Source organism: Nostoc sp. (assembly GCF_036917515.1).
Taxonomy (GTDB): domain Bacteria; phylum Cyanobacteriota; class Cyanobacteriia; order Cyanobacteriales; family Nostocaceae; genus Nostoc.
Genome location: NZ_JBALDE010000189.1, coordinates 43,839 through 55,972, shown reverse-complemented (window position 1 = coordinate 55,972; position 12,134 = coordinate 43,839). Strand labels below are relative to the sequence as shown.

At 40.0% G+C, this 12,134-nt stretch carries 13 protein-coding genes and 1 pseudogene; 9 read left to right on the top strand and 5 right to left on the bottom strand.

Features of this window, described 5'->3' with window-relative positions:
* Positions 1-26: 26 nt before the first annotated feature.
* Positions 27-962: a cation diffusion facilitator family transporter gene (locus V7K89_RS25260; protein WP_335192050.1), complete on the bottom strand. Its 936-nt coding sequence runs from the start codon at positions 960-962 to the stop codon at positions 27-29.
* A 161-nt stretch (positions 963-1,123) separates the two neighbouring features.
* Positions 1,124-1,936, bottom strand: a complete 813-nt coding sequence (locus tag V7K89_RS25255) for an SDR family oxidoreductase (RefSeq protein ID WP_335192048.1) — start codon at positions 1,934-1,936, stop codon at positions 1,124-1,126.
* A 771-nt stretch (positions 1,937-2,707) separates the two neighbouring features.
* Between V7K89_RS25255 and V7K89_RS25250 the strand changes: the two genes are divergently transcribed.
* The 9 genes from V7K89_RS25250 (at position 2,708) to V7K89_RS25210 (ending at position 10,613) form a co-directional block, all read left to right on the top strand.
* Positions 2,708-3,202, top strand: coding sequence for a DUF2231 domain-containing protein (locus tag V7K89_RS25250; RefSeq protein ID WP_335192046.1), 495 nt, complete (start codon positions 2,708-2,710; stop codon positions 3,200-3,202).
* Positions 3,199-3,804 (top strand): DUF2231 domain-containing protein, encoded by a 606-nt coding sequence (locus tag V7K89_RS25245; protein WP_335192044.1) that lies wholly within the window; start codon positions 3,199-3,201, stop codon positions 3,802-3,804. Before V7K89_RS25250 ends, V7K89_RS25245 begins: the two co-directional genes overlap by 4 nt.
* Positions 3,805-3,836: 32 nt before the next feature.
* Positions 3,837-4,757, top strand: coding sequence for a cytochrome c oxidase subunit II (locus V7K89_RS25240; RefSeq protein ID WP_335192043.1), 921 nt, complete (start codon positions 3,837-3,839; stop codon positions 4,755-4,757).
* Positions 4,747-6,405 (top strand): cytochrome c oxidase subunit I, encoded by a 1,659-nt coding sequence (locus tag V7K89_RS25235; protein WP_335192041.1) that lies wholly within the window; start codon positions 4,747-4,749, stop codon positions 6,403-6,405. Before V7K89_RS25240 ends, V7K89_RS25235 begins: the two co-directional genes overlap by 11 nt.
* A gap of 103 nt (positions 6,406-6,508) precedes the next feature.
* The gene (locus V7K89_RS25230; RefSeq protein ID WP_335192078.1) at positions 6,509-7,174 is read left to right on the top strand and encodes a cytochrome c oxidase subunit 3; all 666 of its coding nucleotides are present in this window, start codon (positions 6,509-6,511) and stop codon (positions 7,172-7,174) included.
* 39 nt (positions 7,175-7,213) lie between these two features.
* Positions 7,214-7,459: a hypothetical protein gene (locus V7K89_RS25225; RefSeq protein ID WP_335192039.1), complete on the top strand. Its 246-nt coding sequence runs from the start codon at positions 7,214-7,216 to the stop codon at positions 7,457-7,459.
* 154 nt (positions 7,460-7,613) lie between these two features.
* Positions 7,614-8,978 (top strand): NAD(P)/FAD-dependent oxidoreductase, encoded by a 1,365-nt coding sequence (locus V7K89_RS25220; RefSeq protein ID WP_335192037.1) that lies wholly within the window; start codon positions 7,614-7,616, stop codon positions 8,976-8,978.
* A gap of 29 nt (positions 8,979-9,007) precedes the next feature.
* Entirely contained in the window at positions 9,008-9,943 is a 936-nt protein-coding gene (locus V7K89_RS25215; RefSeq protein WP_335192035.1) for a VOC family protein, read from the top strand.
* A 256-nt stretch (positions 9,944-10,199) separates the two neighbouring features.
* Positions 10,200-10,613 carry a peptidoglycan-binding domain-containing protein gene (locus tag V7K89_RS25210; protein ID WP_335192033.1) on the top strand — a complete coding sequence of 138 codons (414 nt, stop codon included), beginning with the start codon at positions 10,200-10,202 and terminating at the stop codon, positions 10,611-10,613.
* A gap of 664 nt (positions 10,614-11,277) precedes the next feature.
* Here the strand turns inward: V7K89_RS25210 and V7K89_RS25205 are convergent.
* The 3 genes and pseudogenes from V7K89_RS25205 to V7K89_RS25195 form a co-directional block, all read right to left on the bottom strand.
* Complete coding sequence (locus V7K89_RS25205) at positions 11,278-11,469, bottom strand: hypothetical protein (protein ID WP_335192031.1); 192 nt, start codon at positions 11,467-11,469, stop codon at positions 11,278-11,280.
* Entirely contained in the window at positions 11,466-11,711 is a 246-nt protein-coding gene (locus tag V7K89_RS25200; RefSeq protein ID WP_335192076.1) for an SMP-30/gluconolactonase/LRE family protein, read from the bottom strand. The genes V7K89_RS25205 and V7K89_RS25200 overlap by 4 nt, the downstream gene beginning before the upstream one ends.
* A 50-nt stretch (positions 11,712-11,761) precedes the next feature.
* Positions 11,762-11,860 (bottom strand): annotated as a pseudogene (locus V7K89_RS25195) (IS1/IS1595 family N-terminal zinc-binding domain-containing protein); the annotation flags it as partial.
* Between the last annotated feature and the right edge of the window lie 274 nt (positions 11,861-12,134).

The window sequence follows — 12,134 nt, the reverse complement described above, 5'->3', positions numbered from 1 at the left end:
TATTTGATATTTATGTGATTAAAATTTTATTGATTTGGTGGAAATTTGCGAGCAGCAGTTAATGATTTTGCTTCTATAAAAATTTGTTTTATTTCAGGATGCTTTTGACTAATTTTTACTTCTAAACTTTCTACTGTTAATGCTATTTCCTCACCTGTCAAATTTTTAGAAAATTGAATTTCTAAGTTGAGTAATACTTCCTGGGGAGCAAGCTGCATTGTTAATATACGTATAACTTCTTGCACTCCAGGTTCAGTTTTTGACAAAGAACGGATATTTGCTATAGTTTGAGGATTAGCACTTTCACCAAGTAATAATCCTTTACTTTCTCTTGCTAGTATCACTGCTACTATAGCCAAGATAATGCCAATAATAATCGAGGCAATGCCATCAAAATAAACATTATTAAATAAATGTCCTAAAAATATTCCGATTAAGGCAACGAATAAACCTAAAATTGCAGCAGAATCTTCAAATAATATTGTAAATACTGTGGGGTCTTTACTATTTTTGATTGCTTGCCAGAAATTTTGTCTACCCTTGGTCGGCAAAAATTCTTTTAAAGCTACAGTCCAAGAAAAACCCTCTAATAATATTGCAATACCTAACACAATATAATTCCACTTTGGATTTTCTAAAGGGCTAGGATGAATTAAATGAGCGATTCCTTCATAAATTGACATGCCGCCGCCAATGGCAAAGATCAGGATAGCAACGATGAAAGTCCAGAAATAAAGTTCTTGACCGTAACCAAAGGGATGGCTATCATCTGCTGGCTTTTGGCTCCTGCGAATTCCTAGCAAAAGCACCAGTTGATCCCCAGTATCTACTATCGAATGAATCCCTTCAGATATCATGGCGGAACTGCCAGTAATAGAGGCAGCAATAAATTTAGTAATAGCGATCGCTAAGTTAGCGCCCATCGCTGCAAATATAGTTTTATGAGATGAATTAGATGCCATGAGAGTAAATAATAATTATGCAGAAACTTCTAATTCACCATCCAGATGGGTAACTTCCCACTGGGTTAGTGCGCCATCACCCCAAAACGTTTCTACAGCCAAATTTAATCGTTGATGGTTATTAAACCAGGATTGACAGTAACTTTTTTAAGCATTGTCAATTAACCATTATCCGTAAAACCTGGATACAAGGTCATACCACCGTCTACAAATAGTGTCGTACCATAGACATAATCAGAGTCATCAGAAGCTAACCAAACTGATGCTTTGGCTATGTCTTCCACTTCTCCGACACGCTTGGCTGGAATCAGTTTTAGTAACTTCGCTTCGGCCTCTGGAGTATCCCAAGCTGATTTATTAATTGGAGTTTTGATTGCACCAGGAGCAATACTATTGACGCGAATTTTATGGGGTGCAAGTTCTTGAGCAATACTTTGCATCATCATATTTATGCCACCCTTACTCGCGGCATAATTAACATGACCCGCCCAAGGAATTACCTGATGCACTGAACTGATACAAATAATCTTACCTGCGGCAGATGAAATATCGGGTTGTACACCTCGGCGCAAAAATTCTTTTGCAGCTTCCCTTGCACATAAGAATTGTCCTGTCAGGTTCACCCCAATAACTCTATTCCATTGGTCAAGGGTCATATCTATTAACGGTGAATCTTTTTGAAGACCAGCATTGTTTATTAAAATGTCAATAGTGCCGAATTGCTCGATTGTCTGGCTGAACATCGCCTTTATTTCGTCTTCTTTGCTGACATCAGCTTGAATAGCAAATGCTTCACCATCAGCCGCTTTGATCTCATCAACAAGTTTTTGCGCTGAATCAGCTTCTGAATGATAATTGACGGCTACTGCTGCACCTGAGAAAGCTAAATAGCGAGCGATCGCTTCACCAATGCCAGAACTAGCACCTGTCACAAGTGCTTTTTGACCTTTGAGCAGGTAAGGGGAATAGCTCATAATGCTTTCGATATTTTTAAAGCTTGTATTGGTTGTGAGTTCTTGAATATTTGGAAGGCTTTCATGATACTTTTGCTTTCTCGGCGTAGTATTGTAATATTACTTTGGCTATTTAAATTTTAAGATTCAGTTAATTCTGTAATTAAGAAAGCAAAACCTCTTTATAATTTTAAGAATCTATAGTATTTTTCTAATCTATCTAGAGAAAGATAAATAGCATATTGTTGGACTAAAAAATATTTCAATCATTTGTCATTTCTGTGACAACAGTATGTTTATTCTTTATTAAGATTTGCAAAATTGCAAGATTCAAGCTGATATTAATCTTAATAATAAAGATTTATGGTATATTCAAAGCAAGTTAGGCTATTGGTCAAAGTGAAATATTTTAGTTAATCAATCAATTGAAAATATAAAATGACCTAAATAAAAGAACCATAAAAAACGTTAAAAGCTTATTATCAGCCTCTCCAATGTCTGATAAGATTGGCTCTTTTCAAAGATTGCATTTAATCAAAAATAAGGTAGTTGTTTGAGCCAGTTATAACATTTGTTTGTGAAAAATAATTGCTGAAAAATAGGAAATATGGAAAAAGTTTTTTTTCAAAATTTACTTAAAGAATTTCAGTGCATCGGAAATTTTCAATATTTTTTAATTGGTTGATCTGTGGCGTTAGCACAGTATTCTTAAAAATATGAATGGTGCGTTAGGCGGATGAAAATTCCATGCAACGCATCTAAATAATATTTAGACCTATGAAGGAGAAAGCGATGCCTGCTCTGTCTCTGAATAACCAAAATTTACTGTACCCCGATCCTCTGCACCCGATCGTTGTCCATTTTGTAATCGCGATGGTGCTTTTTTCTTTCGTGTGCGATGTGCTGGGCTATTTCACACGCAACGTGCGTTTATTTGAGGTGAGTTTCTGGAATATGTTTGTGGCCTCAGCAGCTATCTTTATAGCGGTGATTCTTGGTCAGTTTGAAGCAGGTCTGGCGAACATCTACCCAGCAGTCCAACCAACACTGAATTTTCATACGTTGATGGGTTGGTCACTGGCGGCTATTGTCGTTGGCATTACAGCTTGGCGTTTCGTGATTCGCAAACGCACTCCACGGAAAGTACCACCTGCTTACTTAGGTGCTGCAACCTTTTTAGTCTGCCTAGTATGCTTGCAAGTCTATTTAGGGAGTAAGCTAATTTGGGTGTACGGGTTACATATCGAGCCAGTTGTGCAAGCGATGAAGCAGGGAGTTTCGCCATGAACTGGCAACTGATTGACCAGTTGAGATTGAGGTTGAATGCTAACGGATTACCTTATGAGATTCCGATACATCCGCAACTGGTGCATCTAACATTGGGTTTATTCATTCTTGCGATCATTTTTGATATTGCCGGAGCACTTTTTGCTTTAGAAAAACCAATCTTCAAATTTTTGGGTCTGCCTACCCTGCGTTCTGGTTTTTTTGATGTCGGCTGGTATAACCTTATAGGAGCAGCTTTTATCACTTTTTTCACGGTTGCAGCTGGTTTTTTCGAGCTACTGCTAGCAAATCCACCAATCGATCAAAAGAGCGCTTGGGGGTTAACTGCTGGTTGGACGATGCTTTTGCATGGTTTGGGTGGCGTTTCGCTGTTGGGAGCGATCGCAGCCATGACAGTATGGAGAGGTTTACAACGCTATCGCTGGCGCAAGGATGCTTCTAGGCAGGTGCAGTGGAGTTACTTATTAGCAGGTATTGCAATATTGGGCATCTTGTTTGTCCACGGAACTTTAGGAGCGCAATTGGGAGAAGAGTTTGGAATTCACGTTACTGCTGCGAAGTTACTCCAAGAAGGTAAAAATCCAAATTTACTACTCAAATAATCAAGCGGGAAGTACTCTTATATGAAATTATTATGTTTAGTTCTTTTGAATATGTACTAATAGCGTTTTATATAGCAGTACTGCTAATTGTCAGTCGATGGATTGGACAACAGGCGTTTTCTTGGATGCCTCCCCAGGCGACAGCAGAAGCACAACGCGTAGATGATTTATTTAGCTTTTTAGTCTCAATTGGAGCATTCATCTTGCTGGGGTTGGTTGGTGTTATTGTGTATGCCATAGTTTTCCATCGCGCCCCTCCGGAAGACTACACTGAGGGACACCCTTCTAGAGGTAATGGGAAGCTAGAAATATTGTGGACAGCGACACCAAGTTTGTTAGTAATATGGATTGCCTTCCAAAGCTTCAATATTTATCAGCAATTAAATATTCTCGGTCTAAGCCAAATTGTGCATTTGCACGCGCCCTTAGAATCTGCACCCGCCTACGCTGCAACCGTTAGCGATGCCCCCAAACCTGCATCTGAAACAATAGATGTTTTCGTTAAGCAGTCAGATTGGTCTTTTCGCTATCCAAATAATGTTACTAGTAAGGAATTACATTTGCCGATCAATCGCAGCACTCGCTTAAATCTGCAAGCACAGGATGTAATTCACGGTTTCTACGTTCCTGAGTTTCGCTTAAAACAGGATATTGTTCCAGGGCGCAAGATTGACATTGTGCTAACACCCATTCGCCCAGGCAAATATCGACTGAAAGATTCTCAATTTAGTGGTACTTACTTTGCCTTGATGGAGACAGATGTATACGTTGAATCTCTTGATAAGTATAATCAGTGGCTCGCGCAAACGGTGTCTAGCGAAAGTGGGAATGCTCCAAAGGCAGTTGCTGAAAATATCCAACCACCAAAGACATTATTCAAAAGCGGCTGGCATACTGTCACACCTGCTCAAAGAGCTATAGCCAATCAAAGGAAGATAAATAATGACACATGATTTGAGTGAAGCTATAGCCAAAAATAGAGAACCTGAGAATGGCTGGCGGGAATATTTCAGCTTCAGCACCGACCATAAGGTAATCGGTGTTCAGTACATGGTAATGACCTTCATTTTCTTTCTTCTCGGTGGACTGTTGGCGATGATCATCCGGGCTGAGTTGCTCACCCCGGAAGCAAATTTAGTTGACCGTCCCCTCTATAACGGTTTATTCACCATGCACGGGACAATCATGATTTTCCTGTGGGTTATTCCCTTCAATGCAGGTCTTTCTAACTACCTAGTGCCACTGATGATTGGAGCGCGGGACATGGCTTTTCCCCTGCTCAATGCCATCTCTTTTTGGATTTTGCCACCAGCCGGTCTTTTACTACTGTCTAGCTTTTTGCTACCTAACGGGACTGCACAAGCTGGTTGGTGGTCTTATCCACCAGTTAGTCTGCAAGTTCCAGGGGATCAGTTGATTAACGGTCAATTTATTTGGATAGTTAGCCTAGTACTAATCGGCATCTCCTCAATTATGGGGGCTGTCAACTTTGTTACCACAATCTTTTGGATGCGATCGCCAGGGATGACATTTTTTAGAATGCCCGTCTTTGTATGGTCAGTTTTTAGTGCCCAGTTGTTGCAGCTGATTAATTTGCCTTCCTTGACGGGTGCATTGATACTGCTGTTGTTTGACCTCTCCTTCGGTACACAGTTTTTTAAACCGGAAGGAAGTGGCGATCCGATTATCTACCAACATTTATTCTGGTTCTATTCTCACCCCGCAGTGTATATCATGGCGCTACCAGCTTTCGGTATTATTGCGGAAGTCCTGCCAGCCTTTTCTCGCAATCCTCTATTTGGCTATCGGTCAGTTGCTCTTGCTTCTTTAGGTATTGCTGTAGTCAGCATCTTCGTTTGGGTGCATCACATGTTCACCAGTGCTACCCCCGACTGGATGCGGATGACCTTCATGGCCACCTCGATGTTAGTTGCCATACCCACTGGTGTTAAGGCATTCGCTTGGACTGCTACTATCTGGAGGAGCAAATTGCACCTAGAGACACCAATGCTATTTGCAATGGGAGGTGCAGTGATGTTTATTTTTGGCGGTGTCACTGGTGTGATGCTTGCCGCCACCCCATTTGATATCCACGTCAATAATACTTACTTTGTAGTAGGTCACTTTCACTACATCGTTTTTAATACAATCACAATGGCAATCTTTGCCGGAATTTACTTTTGGTTTCCCAAAATAACTGGCAGGATGTACGCCGAGGGTTGGGGTAAGCTGCATTTCTGGTTAACCTTTATTCCTGCCAATATCACCTTTTTCTCCATGCACCCATTAGGTTTGCAAGGGATGTTACGCCGAATTTCCTCCTACGATCCCCAGTATCAGGGTTGGAACGTGATCGCTAGCCTGGGATCGTTCTTACTGGGAGCATCGACACTGCCTTTTATTGCTAACATTGTCGGTTCCTGGCTATATGGAGTCAGAGCAGTTGGTAATCCCTGGCACGCTACAGGATTAGAATGGACAACTTCCTCACCACCTCCGCGAGACAATTTTGAAGAGATTCCTGTGGTCAACAGACCTCCTTACGACTATGGCGATCCAAAATATTCGTTCGTGGAAGATTCTAATGATAGTGATCACTAGGAAATGGGAGCAGGGGAGAAATCAATTCAAAATTCAAAATTCAAAATTCAAAATTGAAGATTCAATCCCAATGCCCAATTCTTAATTCCCAATGCCCAAAATTATGCAACGTGGCAACATTCATATAGATGAAAGTCCGATCCGTTTTGACCAATGGCGGCGACGCTTACCGAATTGGTTACAGCGCTTTCTACCAAGTGGTGGCGGAAGTCATGAAGATCATCATGGCAAAGGAATGTTTGGATTTACTGTATTCCTGTTGTCAGAAAGTATCATTTTTTTGAGTTTGATCTTTACTTATATTGCTCTACGACTGAATACTACCAACTGGCTACCACCGGGTATTTCTGGACCAGAATTATCTAAACCCGTGATTATTAATACGGTAGTTTTACTTTCTAGTAGCTTTGTGATTCAACCAGCAGAAAATACCCTCAAGCGAAATCAACTGAGTAAATTTCGCGGGCTATGGCTGATAACGATCGCAATGGGAACCTACTTTTTAATTGGTCTATTAGTTGAGTGGAAAAATCTTGATTTCAAGATTACTACAGGATTAGTTGGTTCCACATTCTATTTGCTGACAGGTTTCCACGGTTTACACGTTCTAGCTGGTGTAGTGCTTCAGATAATCATGCTGATTCGCTCATTCATTCCAGGCAATTATAATAAGACTCACTTCGGTACAAGTGCGACAACTTTATTTTGGCACTTTGTTGATGTAGTTTGGGTCTTCCTTTTCTCGCTTATTTATCTTTGGCGAGCATAAAAATGTTCATGATTTCTAAGTATTTTCAGGAGTAATTTGATGAAGTTATTATTGCAAGAACTACCAGCATCAGAACTTGCCCCAAAAGCAGTTCAAGAAACACCAGCACCAGATAAAGATCCACTCATTGCACAAGGTTTACAAAAAGAGCAATATGTTGGCATTGTTGGGATAGCGATCGCTCTCATTGCTGCTGTAGGATTTTTTAGTCGTAGAGTTGAATACGCTATTGCTTTCGCTTTATTCCTCAGCGTCATTTTAATTGCGTTATTTATATTCATATAGTAGATTTGTCATTGGTCATTTGTCATTTGTACTTTTGCAAAAGTCTTAATTTTGACTGTTTCTTTGCACCTGTGCGTCATCAAACAAAAAAATCTGATTTCAATGCTTAACATCCTGGCGAAATCATAATTTGACAATACTTTGGAGATATTTTATGAACAGCCCAGTTTACCAAACTGTGATTGTCGGTGGTGGTTTCACCGGCTTATTTACAGCCTTACACCTAGCTCACGAACATTATCCTCGTTCTGTAATTTTGATTGATAAAAATGAACGTTTTTGCTTTAAGCCATTACTTTATGAGTATTTTGATGGTGAGATGGATACTTTTCAAGTAGTACCGCGTTTTTCGGAATTGCTTAAAGGTAGCGGTGTCATTTTTGTGCAAGATACAGTGCAATCGGTAGACTTGCATCAACGAGAAATAAAATTAGCTTCGGGAAACTCCTACAACTACAGTAATTTAGTCTTAGGTTTAGGCAATGTTACTGCTTATCATCATCTTGAAGGTGCCCAAGAACACGCTTTCCCTTTTTGGACACAAGAAGATGCGATCGCTCTTGACCGTCATTTACGCGACTGTTTACAAAAAGCAGTCAAAACAGAAGATATAGAACAACGCCGGAAACTACTAACAATAGTCATAGTTGGTGGTGGTGCTTCTGGTGTCGAAATGGCAGCTACTTTAGCAGATTTACTTCCACATTGGTATAGCGCTATGGGAGGAAATTCTCATGAAATCCGGGTAGTACTGCTTAATCATGGTCAAAAAATTCTTGATGCCGATATTAACGATCCACTACGCCCAATTGCTGAGAAAGAATTACAAAAGCGCACTGTACCAGTTGAAATTCTTATGGGAGCGGAAGCTACTGCTGTTCGCTCTAATGCAATTGAATATAAGAGCAATAATCAAGTTAATACACTGGCAACGTACACCACTGTCTGGACAGCTGGTACTTCTATTCATCCACTGATTAAAGATTTACCAATTTCCCAAGAACATCGCGATCGTCGCGATCGCCCCTTAGTTACTCCCACAATGCAACTACTTGACTTTCCAGAAGTCTTTGCAGGCGGGGATTGTGCAGCCGTTGAGAATAAATCACTGCCGCTAACAGCTCAAGTTGCTTATCAGCAAGGAGCCAATATTGCCCGAAATTTGAAAGCATTAGCGTTAGGCGAAGACCTCAAATCAGCAAGGGTAAATATACGCGGAACTCTCTTAAAATTAGGGTTAAATGATGCTGCTGCTAATATTTTTAATGTTTTGGAAATTACAGGCGAATCTGGGCATTTAATCCGTCAAGGCACTTATTTAACGCTATTACCAACTCCAATTCATGATTTCAAAGCTGCTAGTGATTGGCTGGATGAAGAGATTTTTCACCATCACCTTGATCCTAATAATGTAGGCAAAAAAGTTGTTCAAGCAGTAGAAGTGGTTGGTGCAGGAGTTCTAGGCGTTTTAGCTGCAAGAAAATTATTGAAAATGTTGGGTGAAGAGAAAAAAGATTAGAGACTGAAGGATAAAAGGGGCTTTTATTGATGATGCCTACTCATAGTAAGGAACAGGTGCGAAAAATTCGAGCTATTGGGTTAACAGTGACAAATTGCGATCGCTCTTTAAGTTTCTATCAAGAAGCACTGAATTTTAAACTAGTTTCTGACATTACTGTTGAAGGGCACAATTTCAGCACAGAAGATGTAACTCAAGCAAAAGTTCGCATTGTTACCTTACAACTTGGAGATGAATTTATCGAGTTGATCGAATATGTCAATATTCAGGGTAAACCAATTCCCAGCGATTCACAAAGTAATGATCTGTGGTTTCAACATCTGGCGATTGTAGTGAGTAATATGGATCGCGCTTATACTCACTTGCGTTCATTTCCCATTGAATCAATTTCAGTTGCCCCCCAGACAATACTACCTGATAATCAAGCATCTGATGGTGTCCGCGCTTTTAAGTTTAAAGATCCTGATGGTCATGATTTAGAGTTAATTTGGTTTCCGCCTGATAAAGGTAAAGATAAATGGCATCAAAATAGTGATAGCTTGTTTCTGGGAATCGATCATAGTGCGATCGCAGTTTCTCACACTGAGCAAAGTTTACACTTTTACTGCGACCTTCTGGGAATGCAAATTGATAGTCGCAGTCTTAACTGGCGTGCAACTCAAACTCGCTTGGATAACTTATCAGGAGCGAAAGTGAGAATTACAGCACTGCAACCAGTTGAAAATGGTGTAGGAATTGAACTGTTAGACTACATTTTGCCTGGAAAGGGCCGTCCGATACCAAGTGACTGGAAAAGTTACGATATTGCAAGTGTGCAAATTGAGCTTGTTGCCAATGATATTGAGCAGCTAATAGATAAGCTACGGCAGAATCAAATACCGATTGTAGATAGCTCTTTTTCTCATAAGCAAGGTTATTTAATAAAAGATCCTGATGGACATACAATTTGGCTGATTGCAGAATGATATTAGGGAAATTCTCATAAATCAGAGCGCAATTTTGGGCGACATAAATTTTAATACATTTAGTCATGCTTTTGTCACAATTTTGCAATAGCTTTGTCAATACAACGTGTGATGCTATAGCTCTGGCTTGGGAAATAGTCTTAGACTAAACCCACATACCAGAATCTACAGAGGAGAATCACTTAAGGCACAGTCCCTTATGAAGATGATTCAAATAGAAATTGCAAAATCTCATACAGTTGGAAGGAACAAGAAGATGAATTGGAAAATACTTGCTTTGCTCCCTGCTTTGACTCTAGCTACTGCTTTGCCTGCTTACTCTTTAACTAATAATAAAAGCCAAAATACAACGGCTACCGCTACCCACATTGCCCAAAGTACTCAGCAAGGCAACACTATGAAAAAGCCTAATGCTGTACCAAAGGTTAGTGCCAAGTACAAGTCCAATAATGTGGCAAAGCGTAGTACTGGTACTGTATTAAGGGTAGGCAGCAGGGGAGAGACAGTGAAAACTGTTCAGAATTCTTTAAAGCAACAAGGATTTTATACAGCAAGTGTGAATGGTGTCTTTGATAATAAGACTCGTGCAGCGGTAATGAAATTTCAGAAGTCTAAAGGATTAAGAGCAGACGGAATAATTGGACGCCGAACTTTAGCCGCTCTTAAATAAAATTGTTTACTAATATCCTCATTGCAAATATGTCTTAAAGACAAAAGGCTAGGAAATAAATTCTAGCCTTCAATTTTTCACAATGCCAAGCATATTGATAAATAATTAGGACTTGCGCAAAAACCGTCTTAAAGTCTCATTTCTCCGTGACCTCTGCGTACTCTGTGGTTCGTTTTCCGTTACCTGTGCGTAAGTCCTAATAATGTATGTATCAGCGTCCAAAAATTAAAGCATCAAGTGAATAAGCACCAGGGACTAAAATAGCGATCGCAATCAGCATAACGCAGTACATAAAAGCTTTTTCGCAACTTGGCGGTTCACCTTTTCCTAAAGGGCCTTTATACTGTTGTTCTAGGAATTAAGTATGGATCTTGGGCTACAAAAGGCTTACTTCCAGAAATGTCTAAATATGTCGCAAAAATCATTGAACAGAGAATTGGCAAGGTTGATAAGAGTGTCAGGAATCCAATCATTAGAAAAATTCCGCCACCTAACATCGATGCACCCTCTATTAATTTTCTCAGAAAATTTTCCAGTCTACTTTACACAATTGATTAGTATTACTAATTTCAGCTTGAGCCGATCACTTAAACTCACTTTTAAAATACAAATGTACTATTAAATAGCGCTCGCCTTGTACCAGTTACGTCACTCATGCCAATACTCATGTACTAAAATTTAGCGCTCGCCTGTGCCAGTTGCGTAAGTCCTGTCTAAGTAGCAAAAGTGCCAATCCTGGAAATCCGTCGGGATACACAAAAGAGAGTGAACTTAACAAGTGTGGGCCTAGTTGGGGTAAACTAAATGCAGCCAGAAAAAAGGCGATCGCTACACCCAGCCCAAATTGATAAATCATAGTTGTACACCACGGGTATTAAGGCCGATAGCATATAAAGAATGACCAGCTGTGATAAATAAGCGATCACGTTCCTTACCACCGAAAGTTACGTTAGTACTTGTCTCCGGGATAAGAATTTTTCCTAGCTTAGTTCCGTCTGGGGCGTATACCTGCACGCTGTCTTGAGAACTAGTAAAAATATTGCCATGTTCGTCAACCCGAAATCCATCCGGTTGTCCTAGATCGATGACTGCAAACACACGGCCATTTTTTACATGGCGATTATCTACAACTTCGTAAACGCGAAATTGATAAATTGACGACCACAATTAACACAAATGTGATTCTGTTTACCTCTTCACTTTCCGTTTTTTCTAATCTCAGTAGACTCACAGTATGGACAATGCACAGTAGAACACCTCAATTCCTCCCTATATTATGCAACGCCTAGATTTTTTGAGTCCATCCATTTCAATGGCCTTGATCACTTTTGCACGTAGATCGTAACTATAGGGTTGAGCCATTCTGAAAACCAGGAGACAGGGCTATGATTACTCTATCTTACGTCTTGATGGATCTGGCGGTTGCTATACTTCTAATTATCAATTAGAGGTCGTAGTAATTGATGTGACAGAAAGTCCAATAGAACGTCCTAAAAAAACAAAAAAAGTTTTACAGGGTTA

What these genes read in the sequence shown, in the direction of transcription:
- V7K89_RS25245 (WP_335192044.1), top strand. Translation starts at nt 3,199, where the DNA reads ATGAACTGGCAACTGATTGACCAGTTGAGATTGAGGTTGAATGCTAAC.
- V7K89_RS25250 (WP_335192046.1), top strand. Translation starts at nt 2,708, where the DNA reads ATGCCTGCTCTGTCTCTGAATAACCAAAATTTACTGTACCCCGATCCT.
- V7K89_RS25235 (WP_335192041.1), top strand. Translation starts at nt 4,747, where the DNA reads ATGACACATGATTTGAGTGAAGCTATAGCCAAAAATAGAGAACCTGAG.
- V7K89_RS25240 (WP_335192043.1), top strand. Translation starts at nt 3,837, where the DNA reads ATGTTTAGTTCTTTTGAATATGTACTAATAGCGTTTTATATAGCAGTA.
- V7K89_RS25210 (WP_335192033.1), top strand. Translation starts at nt 10,200, where the DNA reads ATGAATTGGAAAATACTTGCTTTGCTCCCTGCTTTGACTCTAGCTACT.
- V7K89_RS25260 (WP_335192050.1), bottom strand. Translation starts at nt 962, where the DNA reads ATGGCATCTAATTCATCTCATAAAACTATATTTGCAGCGATGGGCGCT.
- V7K89_RS25215 (WP_335192035.1), top strand. Translation starts at nt 9,008, where the DNA reads ATGATGCCTACTCATAGTAAGGAACAGGTGCGAAAAATTCGAGCTATT.
- V7K89_RS25220 (WP_335192037.1), top strand. Translation starts at nt 7,614, where the DNA reads ATGAACAGCCCAGTTTACCAAACTGTGATTGTCGGTGGTGGTTTCACC.
- V7K89_RS25225 (WP_335192039.1), top strand. Translation starts at nt 7,214, where the DNA reads ATGAAGTTATTATTGCAAGAACTACCAGCATCAGAACTTGCCCCAAAA.
- V7K89_RS25205 (WP_335192031.1), bottom strand. Translation starts at nt 11,469, where the DNA reads ATGATTTATCAATTTGGGCTGGGTGTAGCGATCGCCTTTTTTCTGGCT.
- V7K89_RS25255 (WP_335192048.1), bottom strand. Translation starts at nt 1,936, where the DNA reads ATGAGCTATTCCCCTTACCTGCTCAAAGGTCAAAAAGCACTTGTGACA.
- V7K89_RS25230 (WP_335192078.1), top strand. Translation starts at nt 6,509, where the DNA reads ATGCAACGTGGCAACATTCATATAGATGAAAGTCCGATCCGTTTTGAC.